Source organism: Ruegeria sp. YTSC199 (assembly GCF_059609725.1).
Map to the genome: position 1 here is coordinate 104,286 of NZ_JBXWMF010000006.1, position 17,953 is coordinate 122,238.

At 59.1% G+C, this 17,953-nt stretch carries 21 protein-coding genes; 12 read left to right on the top strand and 9 right to left on the bottom strand.

Annotation, left to right across the window (positions count from 1 at the left end):
* The first annotated feature begins 2 nt into the window (after positions 1–2).
* The 7 genes from AC2FEE_RS07590 (at position 3) to AC2FEE_RS07620 (ending at position 3,755) form a co-directional block, all read left to right on the top strand.
* The gene (locus AC2FEE_RS07590; protein ID WP_496864155.1) at positions 3–356 is read left to right on the top strand and encodes an Mth938-like domain-containing protein; all 354 of its coding nucleotides are present in this window, start codon (positions 3–5) and stop codon (positions 354–356) included.
* Positions 357–422: 66 nt separating this feature from the next.
* Positions 423–1,037 carry a heme ABC exporter ATP-binding protein CcmA gene (gene ccmA / locus AC2FEE_RS07595; protein ID WP_496864156.1) on the top strand — a complete coding sequence of 205 codons (615 nt, stop codon included), beginning with the start codon at positions 423–425 and terminating at the stop codon, positions 1,035–1,037.
* Positions 1,034–1,690 carry a heme exporter protein CcmB gene (gene ccmB, locus AC2FEE_RS07600; protein WP_496864158.1) on the top strand — a complete coding sequence of 219 codons (657 nt, stop codon included), beginning with the start codon at positions 1,034–1,036 and terminating at the stop codon, positions 1,688–1,690. Before ccmA ends, ccmB begins: the two co-directional genes overlap by 4 nt.
* Positions 1,691–1,751: 61 nt before the next feature.
* Positions 1,752–2,525, top strand: a complete 774-nt coding sequence (locus tag AC2FEE_RS07605) for a heme ABC transporter permease (RefSeq protein ID WP_496864159.1) — start codon at positions 1,752–1,754, stop codon at positions 2,523–2,525.
* A complete protein-coding gene (gene ccmD / locus AC2FEE_RS07610; RefSeq protein ID WP_496864160.1) occupies positions 2,522–2,680 on the top strand; it encodes a heme exporter protein CcmD in 159 nt (52 codons plus the stop codon). Before AC2FEE_RS07605 ends, ccmD begins: the two co-directional genes overlap by 4 nt.
* Entirely contained in the window at positions 2,673–3,212 is a 540-nt protein-coding gene (locus tag AC2FEE_RS07615) for a DsbE family thiol:disulfide interchange protein (RefSeq protein WP_496864161.1), read from the top strand. The genes ccmD and AC2FEE_RS07615 overlap by 8 nt, the downstream gene beginning before the upstream one ends.
* A gap of 168 nt (positions 3,213–3,380) precedes the next feature.
* Entirely contained in the window at positions 3,381–3,755 is a 375-nt protein-coding gene (locus AC2FEE_RS07620) for a group I truncated hemoglobin (RefSeq protein WP_496864163.1), read from the top strand.
* A gap of 70 nt (positions 3,756–3,825) precedes the next feature.
* On the opposite strand, the gene acnA is transcribed toward AC2FEE_RS07620, so the two are convergent.
* Positions 3,826–6,519, bottom strand: a complete 2,694-nt coding sequence (acnA, locus tag AC2FEE_RS07625; protein WP_496864164.1) for an aconitate hydratase AcnA — start codon at positions 6,517–6,519, stop codon at positions 3,826–3,828.
* Positions 6,520–6,758: 239 nt separating this feature from the next.
* On the opposite strand from acnA, the gene AC2FEE_RS07630 reads away from it, so the two are divergent.
* Positions 6,759–7,460 carry a DUF1223 domain-containing protein gene (locus AC2FEE_RS07630; RefSeq protein WP_496864165.1) on the top strand — a complete coding sequence of 234 codons (702 nt, stop codon included), beginning with the start codon at positions 6,759–6,761 and terminating at the stop codon, positions 7,458–7,460.
* On the opposite strand, the gene AC2FEE_RS07635 is transcribed toward AC2FEE_RS07630, so the two are convergent.
* From AC2FEE_RS07635 to purB, 5 genes are all read right to left on the bottom strand, one after another.
* Complete coding sequence (locus AC2FEE_RS07635; protein ID WP_496864167.1) at positions 7,461–8,384, bottom strand: lysophospholipid acyltransferase family protein; 924 nt, start codon at positions 8,382–8,384, stop codon at positions 7,461–7,463.
* Between the two features lie 92 nt (positions 8,385–8,476).
* Positions 8,477–9,565: a flagellar motor switch protein FliG gene (locus AC2FEE_RS07640; RefSeq protein WP_496864168.1), complete on the bottom strand. Its 1,089-nt coding sequence runs from the start codon at positions 9,563–9,565 to the stop codon at positions 8,477–8,479.
* A gap of 68 nt (positions 9,566–9,633) precedes the next feature.
* Complete coding sequence (locus AC2FEE_RS07645; RefSeq protein ID WP_496864169.1) at positions 9,634–10,179, bottom strand: tetratricopeptide repeat protein; 546 nt, start codon at positions 10,177–10,179, stop codon at positions 9,634–9,636.
* Between the two features lie 103 nt (positions 10,180–10,282).
* Positions 10,283–10,435 (bottom strand): chitin-binding domain-containing protein, encoded by a 153-nt coding sequence (locus tag AC2FEE_RS07650; RefSeq protein WP_496864170.1) that lies wholly within the window; start codon positions 10,433–10,435, stop codon positions 10,283–10,285.
* Between the two features lie 123 nt (positions 10,436–10,558).
* A complete protein-coding gene (gene purB, locus AC2FEE_RS07655; protein WP_496864172.1) occupies positions 10,559–11,863 on the bottom strand; it encodes an adenylosuccinate lyase in 1,305 nt (434 codons plus the stop codon).
* Between the two features lie 351 nt (positions 11,864–12,214).
* Here purB and AC2FEE_RS07660 point away from each other — a divergent pair, with 351 nt between their 5' ends.
* Together AC2FEE_RS07660 and AC2FEE_RS07665 are read left to right on the top strand one after the other, a co-directional pair.
* Positions 12,215–12,775 (top strand): hypothetical protein, encoded by a 561-nt coding sequence (locus AC2FEE_RS07660; RefSeq protein ID WP_496864173.1) that lies wholly within the window; start codon positions 12,215–12,217, stop codon positions 12,773–12,775.
* 12 nt (positions 12,776–12,787) lie between these two features.
* Entirely contained in the window at positions 12,788–13,126 is a 339-nt protein-coding gene (locus AC2FEE_RS07665; RefSeq protein WP_496864175.1) for a hypothetical protein, read from the top strand.
* A 10-nt stretch (positions 13,127–13,136) separates the two neighbouring features.
* Here AC2FEE_RS07665 and AC2FEE_RS07670 read toward each other — a convergent pair whose 3' ends face one another.
* On the bottom strand, positions 13,137–14,351 hold the full coding sequence (locus AC2FEE_RS07670; RefSeq protein WP_496864176.1) for a bifunctional alpha/beta hydrolase/OsmC family protein: 1,215 nt from the start codon (positions 14,349–14,351) through the stop codon (positions 13,137–13,139).
* A gap of 236 nt (positions 14,352–14,587) precedes the next feature.
* Here AC2FEE_RS07670 and AC2FEE_RS07675 point away from each other — a divergent pair, with 236 nt between their 5' ends.
* Entirely contained in the window at positions 14,588–14,776 is a 189-nt protein-coding gene (locus AC2FEE_RS07675) for a hypothetical protein (RefSeq protein WP_496864178.1), read from the top strand.
* A gap of 4 nt (positions 14,777–14,780) precedes the next feature.
* Here the strand turns inward: AC2FEE_RS07675 and dddP are convergent, their stop codons facing one another.
* Positions 14,781–16,124: a dimethylsulfonioproprionate lyase DddP gene (gene dddP, locus AC2FEE_RS07680; RefSeq protein WP_496864180.1), complete on the bottom strand. Its 1,344-nt coding sequence runs from the start codon at positions 16,122–16,124 to the stop codon at positions 14,781–14,783.
* Between the two features lie 122 nt (positions 16,125–16,246).
* Between dddP and AC2FEE_RS07685 the strand changes: the two genes are divergently transcribed.
* Entirely contained in the window at positions 16,247–16,987 is a 741-nt protein-coding gene (locus AC2FEE_RS07685) for a heme-dependent oxidative N-demethylase family protein (protein ID WP_496864182.1), read from the top strand.
* 36 nt (positions 16,988–17,023) lie between these two features.
* On the opposite strand, the gene AC2FEE_RS07690 is transcribed toward AC2FEE_RS07685, so the two are convergent.
* Positions 17,024–17,938, bottom strand: a complete 915-nt coding sequence (locus AC2FEE_RS07690) for a hypothetical protein (RefSeq protein WP_496864183.1) — start codon at positions 17,936–17,938, stop codon at positions 17,024–17,026.
* Positions 17,939–17,953 lie beyond the last annotated feature (15 nt).

Sequence of the window (17,953 nt, forward strand, 5' to 3'; positions counted from 1 at the left end):
CCATGCGCCTGAATGAGATCACCTATAACAACGCTGTTCCGGTTGATGGCTATGGCCCCGGCTTTTTCCGCATTGGCGGGCAGGTTCATCATGGGTCTGTTTTTACCGGCCCGGCCGGCACCGCAGACTGGGGCGGATACACCGATGTTGCGCAGCTGCTGGCGCTGTCAGAGGCGGTGGACGTTCTGTTCATCGGCACTGGAGAGGCGCTGACGCAGATCCCACCCAGCTTGCGTGCGGCGCTTGAGGACGCAGGAATGGGGGTAGAGATCATGAACTCCCCGGCCGCGTGCCGCACTTACAATGTGCTGCTGTCCGAAGGCCGACGTGTTGCTTTGGCGTTGTTGCCGGTCTGACCCCGTCGCAGAGCCTGCGGCAAATCTCGCCTTTTGCGTCCGTCAGCAATCAGATAAGCGGAACCCATGACACTGACTGTGACCGACCTGGCCATCGCCCGCGGTGGCGTTCCTGTCCTTGAGGGGCTGAGCTTTGCGCTGCAACCGGGCAAGGCGCTGATTCTGCGCGGGCCGAACGGGATCGGCAAGACAACGTTGCTGCGCACACTGGCCGGGTTGCAGCCGCCCCTGGCCGGGCAGATTGACGGGGCCGAGGATCAGATCGCCTATGCGTCGCATTCCGACGGGCTGAAGCCGACCCTGACGGTGGTGGAGAATCTGACCTTCTGGGCCTCGGTTTTTGGTACCCCTGAGATTCAACCCGCGCTGGACGCCTTTGCGCTGAACGAACTGTCGGATCGCCACGCGGGCAACCTGTCGGCAGGGCAGAAACGGCGGTTGGGGCTGGCGCGGATGCTGGTCACCGGGCGACCGATTTGGATGCTGGATGAACCTACCGTATCGCTGGATCGTAACGCTGTTCAGATGTTTGCCGACGCCGTGCGCGGGCATCTGGGGCAGGGAGGCTCGGCTCTGATCGCCACCCATATCGACCTCGGACTGGATGGAGAGGTTCTGGACGTGGGGCCCAACAAGGCGAAACCCAAACCCATCGAGGATTTCGACGGAGGCTTCCTGTGATCGCCCTATTGCTGCGTGACCTGAAACTGGCCTTCCGCGCGGGCGGAGGGTTCGGCCTTGGCCTGGCCTTCTTCCTGATCGTGACCGTGCTGGTGCCGTTCTCGGTCGGTCCGCAATCATCGCTGCTGTCGACCATCGCTCCTGGCGTTCTGTGGCTGGGCGCTCTGCTGGCCTGCTTGCTGTCGCTGGACCGTCTGCTGGCGCTGGATTGGGAAGACGGCTCGCTCGACCTGCTGGCCACCGCGCCGCTGCCGCTGGAATCGGTGGTGACGATCAAAGCGCTGGCCCATTGGCTGACCACCGGCCTGCCGCTGGTTCTGGCAGCGCCCTTCCTTGGCGTGCTGCTGAACCTGCCTGTGCCGGGGTTTTCGTGGTTGGTGATCTCGCTGCTGATCGGCACCCCGGCCATGAGCGTCATAGGTACCTTCGGCGCTGCCCTGACCGTGGGGCTTAAACGCGGCGGCTTGCTGCTGTCGTTGCTGGTGCTGCCACTTTATGTACCGACTCTGATCTTTGGTGCCGAGGTCGCGCGCCGCGGCGCAACAGGGATGGAGACACAAACGCCGCTATTGATGCTGGCGGGGATCACGGCGGCCACGATTGCGTTGCTGCCCTTTGCCAGCGCAGCAGTTCTGCGTATCAACCTTCGGTGACGCGTTCAAACTTTGACCAATGTCAATTGAGAACGCACCCGACTCGGACTAGATAAGGCCCATGTCTATCGCAGCCAAAGCCAACGCCCTCTGGGAATACGCCAACCCGCGCAAGTTCCTTGCCACCAGTGAACGGGTGATGCCGTTTTTCTGGGTGACCTCGCTTGTGTGCATCGTGGTCGGATTGGTGTGGGGGTTCTTCTTTACACCGGACGATTACAAACAGGGATCAACCGTCAAGATCATCTACTTGCATGTGCCCGCGGCGCTGATGGCGATCAATTGCTGGCTGATGATGCTGGCGACCTCGCTGGTATGGCTGGTGCGCCGTCACCATGTAAGCGCGCTGGCGGCTCGGGCGGCGGCACCCATTGGCATTGTCATGACGTTGATTGCGCTGGCGACCGGTGCAATCTGGGGCCAACCGATGTGGGGCACCTGGTGGGCTTGGGATCCACGCCTGACATCGTTCCTAATCCTGTTCCTGTTTTACCTGGGCTACGTTGCGCTGTGGGAAGCCATCGAAGACCCCGATACGGCGGCTGATCTGACCTCGGTCCTTTGTCTTGTCGGCTCGGTGTTTGCGCTCCTCAGCCGCTATGCGGTGAATTTCTGGAATCAGGGCTTGCATCAGGGTGCATCAGTGATGCGCGCTGCGGCTGTAACCGGGGCGGATACCGAAGAGAAGGTCAGCAACATCTATTTCTACCCGCTGCTGCTGTGCATCATCGGGTTCGTGCTGTTGTTCATTGCGCTGGTCCTGTATCGCACTGGCACGGAAATTCGGGCGCGCCGGATCAAGGCGCTGTTGGCGCGGGAGAGGGTAAACGGATGATCCCTGATCTTGGAAAATATGCTGATACGGTTCTGTGGTCCTATGCGGCGTCGATCGTGCTGCTGGCGCTTCTGATCGTGTTCAGCGTTGTGCGCGGCCGCAAGGTCCGGGCCGAGATGGAAAAGGTTGAACAAAGGATGACGCGCAATGGCTAAGGTTTCGCCTCTGATGATTGCGCCTCCGGTGATTTTCGGCGTGTTTGCCGTCGCGGCATTGGTGCAATTGCAAGATGGGTCAGATGATACTCTGCCATCAGCCCGTCAGGGTCAGCCTGCGCCGCCGGTCGTTCTGACCGAGTTTCCGGGCAAGACTATGTTCGACGATGCGACCCTGCGCGACGGAGAGGTCAAGCTGGTCAATTATTGGGCCAGCTGGTGCGCGCCGTGCCGTGCCGAACACCCAAACCTTGAGGCGCTGTCCGAGGAGGGCATCCCCGTCTACGGCATCAACTATAAAGACAAGCTGGACAACGCCGATGCGTTCCTGACCGATCTGGGCGACCCGTACAAGGCCATCGGACGGGATGAACAGGGACGCATGGCGCTGGACTGGGGCCTGTATGGTGTGCCTGAAACCTATGTGATCGATGGCGAAGGCACGATCATCCTGCGGTTTGCCGGGCCTATCACCCAGCGCGTCATCGAAAGCACCATCCGGCCCGCTCTGGAAGAGGCAGCGGGCCGCTAGGTTTTTCCCACTCTTTGGTCACCGCCAAAATCCTGCCTTTCAGGGCTTGCCTCTGGGGGCGGGCAATTCAGATTGCCGAACGGTGAACAACCGTTTTGACCAACGTCAATCAACGCGTGGCGCGGTCAGATAGACATTCAGGACCATCATCTGACAAATGGAAGCGACATGACTGAACAAGCAAGCCTTTATAGCCGGCTGGGTGGCTATGATGCCATTGCGACATTTGCCGATACTCTGATGCCTAAAATGATGGCAGATGAAGTTTTGGGCCGTTTCTGGGCCCATCGCGGTGCAGACGGGATCGCCCGCGAGCATCAGTTGCTGGTCAACTATCTTGTCGCCAAAACCGGCGGCGCGCTGCGCTATACTGGGCGCGACATGAAGATTACCCATTTAGGAATGAAGATCAGCGAGGATGACTGGAACCGATTTTTGGGGCACGCGGTGGATAGCATGAACGCTTTGTCGATCCCGGTCGACATGCAGGGAGAGATTGCGGAATTTGTCGCCAGCCTGAAAGACGATATCGTCGAAGTTTGAACGGTCGCTTCAGCCCAATTGAAAAAGGCCACCAGCAAAGCTGGTGGCCTTCGTTTTGTTTTCAAACAGGCTATTCGCCCGCTTTCGCCAGGTGTCTCAGCACGTATTGCAGCACGCCGCCGTTCTCGATGTATTCGATCTCGGGCGCTGTATCGATGCGGCACTTGAGGAGGATGGTTCTCTCGGCACCGTCAGCATAGGTGATGGTGCAAGGTACCTCTTGCAGCGGTTGGACCGCGTCCAATCCGTGGATCGAGACGGTCTCATCACCCTTCAACCCCAGCGATTTGCGATTGTCGCCGCCAGTGAATTCGAACGGGATCACCCCCATGCCGACCAGGTTCGAGCGATGGATACGCTCAAAGCTTTCGGCGATCACGGCCTTCACGCCCAGCAACGCGGTGCCCTTGGCGGCCCAGTCACGGGACGAGCCCGCGCCGTATTGCTCGCCGCCAAACACCACCAGCGGCGTGCCCTGCGCCTGATATGCCATCGACGCGTCATAGATCGAGGTCTGTTCGCCATCCGGCCCCTTGGTATAGCCACCTTCGACGCCGTCCAGCATCTCGTTCTTGATACGGATATTGGCAAAGGTGCCGCGCATCATGACTTCGTGGTTGCCGCGGCGTGAGCCGTACGAGTTGAACTCACGCGGTTGCACCTGACGGTCCATCAGGTACTTGCCCGCAGGTGTGGTGGTTGCGAAGGACCCGGCGGGCGAGATGTGGTCGGTGGTCACCATATCGCCCAGAATGACCAGAACCTTGGCGCCTTCGATGTTCGAGATCGTGCCCGGCTCAGGCCCCATTCCCTGAAAATAGGGCGGGTTCTGGATGTAGGTCGAGGTGGGCGGCCAGTCATAAGTTTCCTGTTGCGGAACCTCGACCTCTCGCCATTTCTCGTCGCCCTTGAAGACGTCGGCATATTTCGACTGAAAGGCGTCGCGGGTGACGGTCTGTTCAACCAGTTCCGCAATCTCGCTTTGGGTCGGCCAGATGTCCTTCATGTAGACGTTATTGCCGTCCTTGTCCTGACCGATCGGTTCCGAGGTCAGGTCGATGTCCATGGTGCCCGCCAGTGCGTAGACGACCACCAGTGGCGGTGATGCCAGGTAGTTGGCACGGACGTCCGGGGAAATACGGCCTTCGAAGTTGCGGTTGCCCGACAGGACAGATGTCGCGACCAGATCGCCCTCGGCAATCGCTTCACTGATTTCTTTCTGAAGCGGGCCCGAATTGCCGATGCAGGTGGTGCAACCATAGCCGACAAGGTTGAACCCGATGGCATCCAGATGTTGCTGCAGGCCAGCTGCCTCTAGGTACTCCGACACGACCTGCGAACCAGGGGCCAGCGATGTTTTGACCCACGGCTGACGGTTCAGGCCCAGCTCATGAGCTTTTTTCGCCACCAGACCGGCGCCGATCATCACGTAAGGGTTCGAGGTGTTGGTGCAGGAAGTGATCGAAGCGATCACGACCTTTCCCGACTCCATGCCGTATTCTTCACCTTTGACTTCGATCTGCTTACCCATCGGGCGTTTGAAGGTTTTCTCCATCTCGTTCAGGAATGCAGCCTTTGCGTCGGTCAGGGCAACATAGTCCTGCGGGCGTTTCGGACCCGAGATCGCGGGCACGATGGTGCCCATGTCCAGCGACAATGTGTCGGTGTAGATGGGCGCATAGTTCTCATCGCGCCAAAAGCCGTTTTCCTTGGCATAGGCTTCAACTAGTGCCAGTCGGTCCTCGTCACGCCCGGTGTTACGCATGTAGCGCAGGGTTTCGCCGTCGATCGGGAAGAAGCCGCATGTCGCGCCGTATTCGGGGGCCATGTTGGCGATGGTCGCGCGGTCGGCGAGTGGCAGGCGGTCCAGACCTTCACCGTAAAACTCGACGAACTTTCCAACTACACCCTTTTCGCGCAGCATCTCGACCACCTTAAGCACCAGATCAGTTCCGGTGGTGCCTTCGACCATAGAGCCGGTCAGCTCAAAGCCCACGACCTCGGGGATAAGCATCGAGATCGGCTGACCCAGCATTGCGGCTTCGGCCTCGATCCCGCCGACGCCCCAACCCAGAACGGCCATGCCGTTGACCATGGTGGTATGACTGTCGGTGCCAACCAGCGTGTCGGGGTAGGCGACCTCTTCGCCGCTCTGATCGGTGTCGGTCCAAACGGTTTGGGCCAGGTACTCCAGGTTTACCTGATGGCAGATGCCGGTGCCGGGGGGGACAACACGGAAGTTGTTGAATGCCGACTGACCCCATTTCAGGAACTGGTACCGCTCCATGTTCCGCTCATATTCCCGGTCCACATTCATCTGAAAGGCGCGCGGGTTGCCGAACTCGTCGATCATCACCGAATGGTCGATGACCAGATCCACCGGGTTCAGCGGATTAATCTTCTGCGCGTCACCACCCAAGCCCTTGATCCCATCCCGCATCGCAGCCAGATCGACCACTGCGGGAACGCCGGTAAAGTCCTGCATCAGCACGCGTGCCGGGCGATAGGCGATCTCGCGCGGATGCTTGCCACCATTGACTGCCCATTCGCCGAACGCCTTGATGTCATCGACCGAGACGGAAAAGCCGTCGTCCTCGAACCGGAGCATATTCTCCAGCACTACTTTCAACGCGGCAGGGAGTTTCGAAAAATCGCCCAATCCGGCTTCTTGCGCGGCGGGGATCGAATAGTAAGAAATGGACTTGCCATTCACGTTCAGGTCGCGGCGTGTCTTGGCGGTATCCTGTCCGACTGTAATGGGCATGTGTTGGCTCCCTCTCAAATGACTTGGGTAACGGGGTTCGCTAACAGCAATCTTTATTACCTTTCGCCCCGGTTCAAGGACCAAGACGCGCAAATGCAGTTTGGTTGCACGGCTTCACGCACCGTTGAGGGGAGAGGTGCTTTCAAGAAACCTTGATTGGAGGGTGAGGTCCAAAGAGTTTAAACCATTCAGGTATCTTATCGGTCGCAGACAGAAAAGCTATCAGCCCGAGGTAAAACATGCTTAGATCCGCCGTCATTGCCACCGCGCTTTTTCTTGCTCTTGCTGCGCCAGCGGCGGCTGACAAAGATCCCGTGGTGGTCGAGCTGTTTACCTCGCAGGGCTGTTCGTCCTGTCCTCCTGCCGACCGGTTGATGCATGACCTGGCCAAACGCGATGATGTGATCGGTCTGGCCTTGCATGTGGATTATTGGGATTACATCGGCTGGGAGGATGAATACGCAAACCCCAGCCACACCCTACGCCAGCGAGCTTATGCGCGTCAGGGCGGGCGGTCGATGATCTATACGCCGCAGATGGTGATAAATGGCCAGCATGACGTGGTCGGCGCGCAATCGCGCGAGCTGGAGCGCCTGATCAACGCGCATCTGACGGCCGCACCCGAGGCAGAGGTTGTGGCAACCCGGTCGGGCGATGAGGTGATCGTCAATGTCACCCCGGTCGAGTTGCCCGAAGGTGAGGCCTTTGATGTTCGGGTAGTGCAATACTCCCCGATGCGCCACGCTTCGATCCGGCGGGGAGAGCTGGCCGGGCATGAGTTGGACTATGCCAATGTCGTGGATTCGTGGCAGGTGGCCGGACAGTGGGACGGGATCGCGCCACAACAGTTTTCCGCTGAGCTGACCTCGGATCTTCCAGCGGTTGTTCTGGTGCAGAGGATCGGACACGGCCCGATCGTTGCAGCCGCCAGGGTCAAATGATCAGGGCATGTCCTCGGGCTGCACGCCCAGTCCGTTCCAGGCTTTCCAGCGCCGGTGAATCCAGAACCACTGACCCATATGCTGCCGGACCACGGCCTCCAGGTCATCATTGGTGAACTGGGTCATGGTTTTCGGATCGGTATGCGGAACGGGATCGTGCAGCACGATCTCAAAATCAATGCCATTGGGCTGGCGAATAGCGTAGCAGGGGATCAGCTCGGCCTTGTATTTCATTGCCAGTTCAGCGTTCAGAACCGAAGTGACTGCGGGTTTTCCGAAAAATGTCAGTTCCTCTCCGCCATGGGCGTGAAGGTCAGAAACGATGGCGATGATTCCGCTTTTCTTGAGCGAACGCACCATTTCAACCATGCCGCGACGGCCCTGTTCGAACATGGGTTCGCCGGTTTTATAGAACGCGTCCACGTAAGCGTCGTTGAAATACGGGTTTGCCATACGGCGATACAAGCACCCGATCGGCTTGCCGCTTCGGGCCTGAAGGGCAATTCGGGCGGCCAGGTAGTGGCCGAAATGAGCCGTGATCATCATCACCGGGCGTCCCTCGGCCACGGCCGCGTCAAAGGCGGCAACGCCAGGGCCGGAGATTTTCGCGGTGCTCTGACGCTCAGTGAATCCTTCGGGCGAGAAATGCTCCATGATCGCGCGGCCCGCATTGTCGGGAACGGCGCGGCAGATGCGCTTTACCTCGGCGTCGGACAGGTCTGGGCAGGTCAGTTTAAGGTTCCTGCGCACGCGCTCGGTAAATCCCACCAGCGGGGCAAGGCCGCGCACGATAGCCCCCATCGTTGCGATGCGCCGTTCATAGGGCAGCAAGCGCATCGCCCCGATCACGCCTTTCAGAAACAGACCGGTAACATAATACTTTCGAAGTGCCCCGCGGCTTAGTTCCGACTTTTCGACGGGCATAATCTGGTCTCACCGGCTGTTGCGAATTGCCGGGTCAGACATACAAGGCACATTCCCTGACCACAAGCGTTCCAATGGCTTGAGCCGTTCACCTAGTCTTCACTTTCTTCTTCGATCAGCGTAATCGCCCCTTCCTCTACAAGGGCACGGATGGCGCCCACGATCTGGGTCATCGCCTCTTCGGCGTCGGATTGCTTTACCCTTCCGCGTTCCGAGACCTCTTCACGCAGGTTATCTGCCATCCGCGTGGACATGTTGGACAACATGAATTCGGCCGCGGTTTTGTCGTCATCCACCGCAGCGCCTGCCAGTGCGGTGACCAGATCGGCCTGATCCACTCCGCGCAGAATCGCGGGGACGTCGCGGGGTAGGATTCGGGACGGAATATGCGCAAAGGTAAAGATCGAACGGCGCACGACGCTGGCGAAATCTGAATCCTCCTCGTCCAGCGCGGTCAGCAGACCGTCCCGGGTGGATGCCGCCGACTGGTTCAGGATCGCACCCACCCGTACACCGGGACCATCGGCAAAGGCCTGAGAGGGCCGCTGATCCAATTGGGCCGCCAACGACCAGCCAATCCGCTCGACCGCCTCGGGGGTGACATTACCGGTTTTCGAGATTGCATAGGTGATCCGTCGCGCGACCGGGCCGGGCAGGTGACCCAATAGTTGTGCAGCCTTCGCGGTCTCCAGCTTGGACAGCATCACGGCGGCAATCTCGGTGCTTTCCGCCTGCGCCATTACCGCGAGATCCTCGGTGGGGATTTCACGCAGGCGCTGCCACGGGTCACCGATTTGGCGCACCCCGGCGACTTTACGCAGCCGCGCCGCCGTGGCCGAACCAATCTTACCATCCATCGCGTCCAAAGCACCTGCCAGCCCATGCGGGAAAGACAGGCCGACGCTGTCCAATGCCTCGGCAAATTCCTGTGCCACGGCATCCAGCGTGATGCGATCGACAAGACCCATCTGGCCCAGTTGGTGAGTCAGTCTCTCCTGCAGATTATCGGGAAGCTCTTCCAGCGGGATGTCAGCACCTTCATTCAGCAAAAGTCTCACAACGATGGCGGCCTTCTGCCGGTTGCTGAGGGCGCGGGGAACGACACGCGGTGCTCCGTCCTTCTGATCTGCTACCGAAGCCGCCCCCGGTGCCACCTGTACCAAAGTGTTCGTATCCTGCATCTGCCTGCGGTGCCAAAGTTGCGTTCCACAGGCAGAGTACGGAGAGTCGGGTAAAGAAAGGCTGAAGCTTAGTAGTTGTAAGTCAGCCCGGTGCGGATTGCCTCGCGCAGGGATGCCTCGGCCCAGGTGCCTTCACCGCCACGTGCCTTGATCTCACGCCACTGCTCGATGGCCAGATCTGTCTTCCCTTCGGTCACAAATCCCTGACCCATATAGCTGCGGGCAAGGATGTTGTCGGGGTTAGCCTCGATAGCGTTGGTGTAGAAGACATTGGCCAGCTCAAGCTCGCCCATCTTGCGGTAGGTGAAACCCCAATAGGTCAGTACACGATCGTCGTCCTGATCCATGATACGCAGAATGTCCTGCGCATTCTCGAACTGTCCATCATAGGCCAGTTCGCGTACCGCGTCGTACAGCTCATCCTGGCTGAAGTTGGTCTTGTTCGGTTTGACGCAGCGCCCGGCATCTTTGTCATAGACGCGGCCGAACAGGCATTTCTTTGTCGTGTTGGTCGGTTTTGGCGGGGTTGTGGCACCGCCACCACCGGCCGCATACAGGGCCGGTGCGAAGGCAAAGGTCTGAAGGGCAATAGCTGAAACTAATACGAGGCGCATTTTCCTACTCCGTTCTTAAAGCTGCTCTGATCAAGCATAGCGCGATCTGATAAAAAGCTAACAATCGGCTGCTCGCTTTTATTCACAGGTAGGAAAGAATTTCTCAGCTGTTGACGATTTCTTTGCAGTTCTGAGAGTCTGCGTCCCAATAGGTGCCCGGTGCGCAGGATTGAGTTTGTTTGGAATGGCCACTGCAGGCCAGAGCGACGGATGCGGAACATCCAAGGGCCAAAGCGCAGATAAGCGTACGGATCATGTTGTTTCTCCTGTTCGGAAATACCCTCGCACCGTAGCCGATTTTGTCCGTTTTGGCAAAAGACAAAGGCCCGGATCGCATCGTGCAACCCGGGCCCTTTTGAACCGCTTGATCGGTCAGGAATTATTCACCGAAGACGCGGGCGAAGATCGTGTCGACGTGCTTGGTGTGATAGCCGAGGTCGAATTTCTCTTCGATCTCTTCCGGGCTCAGCGCAGCGGTGACGTCGGTGTCCGCCAGCAGTTCCTCTTTGAAGTCGGTGCGGTGTTCCCAAACCTTCAACGCGTTGCGCTGAACCATGGCATAGGCGTCTTCACGGCTGACCCCTGCCTGTGTCAGCGCCAGAAGAACCCGCTGGCTCATCACCAGACCGGGGAACTTGTTCATGTTCTCGATCATATTCTCAGGGAAGATCAGCATCTTGTCGACCACGCCTGTCAGTCGGGCCAGTGCAAAGTCCAGCGTGATCGTGGCGTCCGGACCAATCATGCGTTCGACCGAGGAGTGCGAGATATCGCGCTCGTGCCAAAGCGCTACATTCTCCATCGCCGGGATTACAGCCGCGCGCACCATACGCGCCAGCCCGGTCAGGTTCTCGGTCAGGACCGGGTTTTTCTTGTGCGGCATGGCTGAGGAGCCTTTCTGGCCCATCGAGAAGAATTCGGCCCCCTCCAGCACCTCGGTCCGCTGCATGTGGCGGATTTCGATAGCGATGTTCTCGATGCTGCTGGCGATCACGCCCAAGGTCGCAAAGAATGCCGCGTGACGGTCGCGTGGGATGACCTGTGTGCTGATCGGTTCGGGCACCAGACCCAGTTGATCGCAGACATGTTCCTCGACGCGTGGGTCGATATTGGCGAAGGTGCCGACCGCGCCACTGATCGCGCCTGTTGCTATTTCAGCACGGGCATCGCGCATACGGGAAAGGTTGCGGTCCATCTCGGCGTAGAACCGGGCGAAGGTCAGGCCCATGGTGGTCGGCTCGGCGTGGATACCGTGGCTGCGACCGATGCGGACGGTGTCCTTGTGTTCAATCGCGCGGCGTTTCAGAGCGGCCAGCAGACCTTCGAGATCAGCGATCAGCAGGTCGGCGGCACGGGTGAGTTGCACGTTGAAGCAGGTGTCCAATACGTCCGAGCTAGTCATGCCCTGGTGGACAAAACGGGCCTCTTCACTGCCGACATGTTCAGCCAAATGGGTCAGGAAGGCGATGACGTCGTGTTTGGTCACGGCCTCGATCTCATCGATGCGGGCCACGTCGAATTCCACGTCCTTGGCTTTCCACACGGCCTCGGCATTTTCACGCGGGATCACGCCCATATCGGCCATGGCGTCACAGGCGTGGGCCTCGATCTCGTACCAGATGCGGAATTTGGATTCGGGCGACCAGATGGCGACCATATCAGGGCGGGAATAACGTGGGATCATTGGCGGCTGCACCTTATCGTAATTTGGCAGGAGGCGATGTCGCGGGGTTTAAACGCACCCGCACAAGGGAACAAGACACGAGTGCGCAGATGAGACGGTTTGCCCTGATTTTGGCTCCTTCAACCGAGCTTTTGGCGGTCGAGGTGAACGTCAACTGACCAAAGTTTGAATTCCAGAGGGCGGATGGAAAAAATGTACCAAGGCAGGGCGTTTTGCGCGGCTGCGTGTGGCAGGTGATTTTCTGCCCTCTGTCCGAGACACCGAGGGATTCATATCCGCGTATGAGAGGCTGGACAAGCCCGGCCATAAGCGGGCAATCTGACGCCAAAGAAATCATCAGGTTATTGAGATATGCGTATTTTTTCTGGCTCTTCCCTGGCTGCATGCGCCGCCCTTTGGCTTGGGGTTACAGTACCGGCCGCGGCGGACACCCCGATCACCTATACCGATGCAGGGCGCGCACTGTTCAGTTTTGCAGTGCCCGACTTCTGGGCCGTGCGCACTGGCGGTCCGCGCGAAATTGAGGACACCGAACTGGGCGACCCGCGTGCCGTTGCGCGCGTTATGGGTTTGCGACCGATGACCGATGACAATGTCTGGATGGGGTTCGTCTCTCCGGTGGGGGTCGCTTCGATTGACGGCGGTTTGCGGTATCTGGAGGATATCGACAAGTTTCTGGTCAAGGAGCCGACTGTCTCAAGCACCACCGACACCCGGATCGGCGGGTTGCCTGCGCGTGTAATCCGCGGCACCGGCACCCGGGACGGGCGCGGCATCAACTTCACGGCCACTGTGATCGACCTGCCAAAGGGGCGCATAGCCGTTGTCGTGGCGATCCTGCGCGACGGTGCTGATCCAGCCTATGTCGAAGTTCTGAACGATGTTTTCGCGTCGTTCCGTGCACTGCAGTAAGGAGAGGCGCTGATGACCACCAAACCGATCAAACGTCTGTTTCTTGCGCTGGGCCTTGGAGTCGCGAGTTTTTCCCTGTCGGCCTGTGATGGTGTCACGGTTGGGGTCGGGTATGGCTATGACCCGTTCTATGACTCGATGCTGTGGAACGATTATTACCACGATGTCGATGTGGACGTTGGTATTGACAGACCGGTACGACCGAACCCGCCAGCGAGTAAGCCACCGGTGCGGCCTACACCGCCGGTTGCCAAACCTCCGGCCCGTCCGCGCCCCCCTGTGGCGCGTCCACCGGTTGCGCGCCCGCCCGTGGCCCGGCCGCCCATTCATCGCCCGTCGCCGCGTCGATAGCGTGTTCGGGTCAGGCCAGCAATTCCGTCGTGATGTGGGCTGACCCTTCCAGCGTTCTGTGAACAGGGCATTTGTCCGCGATTTCCAGCAGCCTCGCGCGCTGTTCCTGATCCAGTGGGCCTTCAAGCCGGATCTTGCGGCGAAACTGGTCGATCTTTCCGTCTCCGGCCAATCCGGCATCTTGCCCGTGCACCTTGTTGTGGCAGACATCGACGGTGATGCCGGTCAGCGGCCACCGCTTGCGCCGTGCATACATGCGGATCGTCATCGACGTACAAGCCCCCAATCCCGAAGATACGAACCCGTAAGGCGACATTCCTTTGTCGGTGCCGCCATACGAGGCAGGCTCATCCGCAACCGAGTGATGTCGGGGACCGGACTGGATGTCCTGCAGGAACCCCGAAGGATCAACCTCGGTCACGCGCACCACGCCCTCGGGCGCGCCGGGGGGCGGCGCGGGCGGGCTGAGGGGAATATACCGTGTCACCCATGCTGCAATCACGTCGGCCGCGTATTCAGCGTCCGAGGTGCGGGTGATCAGGTGATCGGCATCGTCCAGGGTGACAAAGCTCTTGGGGTGTTTGGCGGCCAGAAAGATGGTGCTGGCATTTTCGATGCTGACGGTTTCGTCACGCGGTGCATGCAGGATCAGCAGCGCCGCTTTCAGATTGGCAATCGCGTGGGTCAGAGCGGATTCTGAAATGTCGTCGACAAAGGCCTTGCCGATGCGGAAGGGGCGGCCCCCCAGCATGACCTCGGCCGATCCATCCTGTTCGATCTGTGGCAGGGCACCCTCGAAATGATGGGCGACATGGCCGGGATCGGCAGGCGCGCCGAGTGTGACCACCGCCTTGACGCTGGGGATACCGGCCCGCGCGCGCAGAACCGCAGCGCCACCCAGAGAATGGCCGATCAGCAGAGCCGGGGCCATGTCGCGCCCGGCCAAGTAATGCGCGGCGGAAATCAGGTCTTCGACATTCGAGGTAAAGGTCGTGTTGGCGAATTCTCCGCCCGAATGGCCCAGCCCGGTGAAATCAAAGCGTAAAACGGCAATACCCATCGCGGCCAGCCGGGCGGCGATGCGACGAGCGGCCGGGATGTCCTTGGAACAGGTAAAGCAATGCGCAAACAACGCGGTTGCCAGCACCGGCCCATCGGGCAGATCAAGGCGAGCAGCCAACTGGTTGCCGTCGTGACCGGCAAAGGTAATGCGTTCGGTGGGCATGGTAATTCCTTACGTGTCGGGATGAACCCAATACTGTGTACTTCGATCTGGCGGCTCAACCCCAATGTAAGACGCGTCACGGGAAGGTGAGTGAGGAGTATATGAATTAGTGGATTTGACACTTCGCCAAGACAGTTCAATATTTGTGATTAAAGATCTGTCAAATATTCGTTTTAACTATTCTTCATGAACCCGCATGTATTAGCCATCGCAAGTTTTCAGCCAAGGAGGCTAACATGGCACATACCGCATCCGCCCCGCGTGGCGTAGTTTTTCGCCCCGACATTTTGATCGTTATCGCCCTGACCGGAGTTTTGGGCTTCACGCTGGGTCAGACCTGGCCGACGGCATCGACCACAGCCGAAGCCACCATCCCGTCCGAGGACTGGCACGGAAACGTTCGCCGCTCAACCTGGCCGGATTGAACCGTTACGCCTGGTCCATCAACTGCGGATCGAACGGATAGGTCGAAAGGTTTTCGAACCCGTCCTCGGTGATCAGAACCTGATCCTCGAGCTTGATCGAGAAGTCGCCGCCAACCTCTCCGACGGCGGCTTCGACACACAGAACCATGCCGGGCTCGAGCGGATAGTCGTAAGAGCCCGCCACTGCCTTGTCCGGATATGCAACCAGCGGCCATTCATCACACAGGCCGACCCCGTGCATCAGGCAGCCATATTTCTGGGCCTGAAACTTGTCGTCCAGTTTATGCGCGTTGGCGGTCAGTTCGGGGATCATCACGCCGGGTTTCAGCATTTCCATGTTGGTCATGATGTGTTCATGGGCGTGCTGCATGGCATAGATCATGTCGGGGCGGGGTTTCTGATCCCCGATCCACCATGTGCGTGAGATGTCGATGCAGATGCCATACGAACCAATCAGATCGGTGTCGAAGGCAATGATCTCATTCTGTTGCGTGATCCGCGGACCGCATTCCTGAAACCACGGATTGGTGCGCTGCCCCGAGGCCAGCAACCGGGTTTCGATCCATTCTCCGCCACGGCGGATGTTCTCGGCATGCAGAACTGCCCAAATATCATCTTCCGAGGTCTTGCCGTCGCCCACTTTGGCGCGGGCAAACTTCTCCATCTCGGCCACGGCGGTTTCGCAGGCGTGATTGGCGCAGCGCATCGCCAGAATCTCATCCGGGCCTTTGATGGCGCGGGTCTTTTCGGTGACCTCTTCGCCCTCCATGATCTCGAATCCCTGCGCCTCCAATGCGCGCAAGCCGTGTAGCATGATCTTGTCGACGGCCAGACGTTTGTTGTCGCCGCCATGTTCCTCGATCAGCAGCCGCACTTCGTTCGAGAACACATCGGCCGCCACATCCACCTTGTCGCCCCTGTCGAAGTAAAACAGATCCGCGCCCGAGCGCTGTTCACGCACCAGCGGGTTGAATTTCGACAGGAAGGGCGAGTTCTTATAGTCCCAGATGACCATGTAGCCATCAGCACACAGCAGAACAGCGCGGAAGGGGTTATGGGTGTTCCACAGCTGCATGTTTGTGCTGTCGGTGGCGTAACGGATGTTGAGCGGGTCAAACATCAACAACCCGCCATACCCCCGGTTAACGATGGCCTTGGTCAGGCGCTTCCACCGGTATTCCCGCATCCGGGTCAGGTCGGGCAGAGCCAGCCCGGCGGCCTCCCATTCCGCAAAGGCCAACTGTGTCGGACCGATCTCGATCCGGTCATTGTCGTTTGGGGTCCCATCGCCCAGTGTTGTGCCCTTGGTCGGGTCGATTTTGCGGTTGTCGCGGTAATGCCGGTTCATGGTGGGTCTCCCTGCCTGAGTTTTAGCGTGAAGAATCATTTTCCAAGCGTCTTGAAGGTTTGCGACGGCGCACCCGTCGCTTTTGGGCCGACAACCAGGTGAACAGGTGTTAGGTCGATGTCATGACGATCCTACAGACCTCAATCCCTTATGACCCGTTGACGCCGCGCCCGTTGCCGGGAATCCAACCGGCAAGCATGGATGACTGGCTGCATTGCGATGATGCGTTTGCCGGGCAGATGCAGCGGCGCGAGGCGCTTTTGAAGAAGCGGCGACCGGATGTTCTTGCGCTGGACCCCGGAGCTGAACCTGCGGCGCGAGAACTATTGGACCTGGTTCTGGAGCACGCCTATCCTGGCAGTACAGATCAGGTTATCCGTCCGGACGGGCAGGTCGTCGAAATCGACCACACACGCCCGCTGGATACGCTTTGTTGCTTGGTGCAGGAGGATTTCTGCATCCTGCAAAAGCACGGCGATGAACACGTCCTGACCGGTGCCATCATGTGTTTTCCCGCCAGTTGGTGCTTGTCGGAAAAGTTCATGCGACCATTGATCGACATTCACATCCCGGTGTCCACCTACGACACCGGTATCGCGCGGCGGGTGCAGCGCCTGTTTGACGGGATACAGCCGGGGCGGCCGCTCTGGCGGTTCAATGCTTTGTGGTATGATGATGCCGAATTGCACCAACCCCGCAGTGCCAATGACCGGCGCGAGGTTGGCGATCCGGGGGTTGCTCGGTTCCTGCGCAGCGAACGTCAGACATTATTGCGCCTACCGGAAACGCGGGCGGTGGTCTTTGCGATCCATACCTACGTGTTGGAGACGCAACGCCTGCACAAAATGGAAAACCCCGCCTGATGGCGGGGCCTCCTTGGAGGGTAATGAAGTTTAGTGCTACATGCCCAACGCGTTGGCGACACCGGCGAATGCACCGCTTGTGCTGAGAGCGGAGATTGCGACGGTGTAGGCAAGAACCTGAGTGTTCAGGCGAAAATCTTCGCCCCTGATCAGGTTCACCGCGGCCACAGAGACCGCAATGGGTACTGACACGCTGGCCACGGCCCCGGTCAATCCCCAACTGGACAGTCGAAGGATATCACTGGGTTTTTCGTGGTCGAGGGGTCGCGTGTCTTTGTCCCCATCATTAGGCTGCTCGTTAGTATCTGTCCGAAAAGCGATGCTGAGCAACTGCTCATCAGACAGCTGGATCGGCCGGGCTGCTGGTGTCAGCGCCTTTTTTTGTGACTCGTCCAGGTCTTCTTCGTCAGGAATGTTCAGCCCCGCGAACGGGCCTGTCACTGCCTCGAAAATCTGTTTTCTGTTTCGTTTTTTTGAAGGCGCCAAAGTGTCGAACGCGCTCATGAATTGTTCAACGGTCAGAATGGTGTTGGGCGAGAGCCACTCGACACGCTGCGTCGCGCAGATATCAACCATCCGATACAGGACGACTACCAGCATAAGCTCGGAGATTTCGCTGTCATCCAATAACGGAGACACAGGCGAAAGCGTGATCGTCAGCCGGTTTTTCGGCAACGTCACGACTGGCCTGTTTATTGTCTTCAGCCCCGCAGCGCGGTCCAGGCGCCCGAACCGGTCTTCCGCGCCGACCACCTGAGAGTCCAACGTCAGGCGAACCAGATATTGGCTGGATACGATGCTGGCCTCGGTTTCACTCAGCATGTTTTTGCGTTCGACCAGGTGGCCATAGTCTCCCAAAGTCGTTGCAACGATGGCTCCGAAACGCTCAATCGCGCCTTCGGTTTCCCCGTTGAACTGAAGACCGCCGTGATAGCTGTGCTTGGAAGTCACCACGCATTCCTTTGT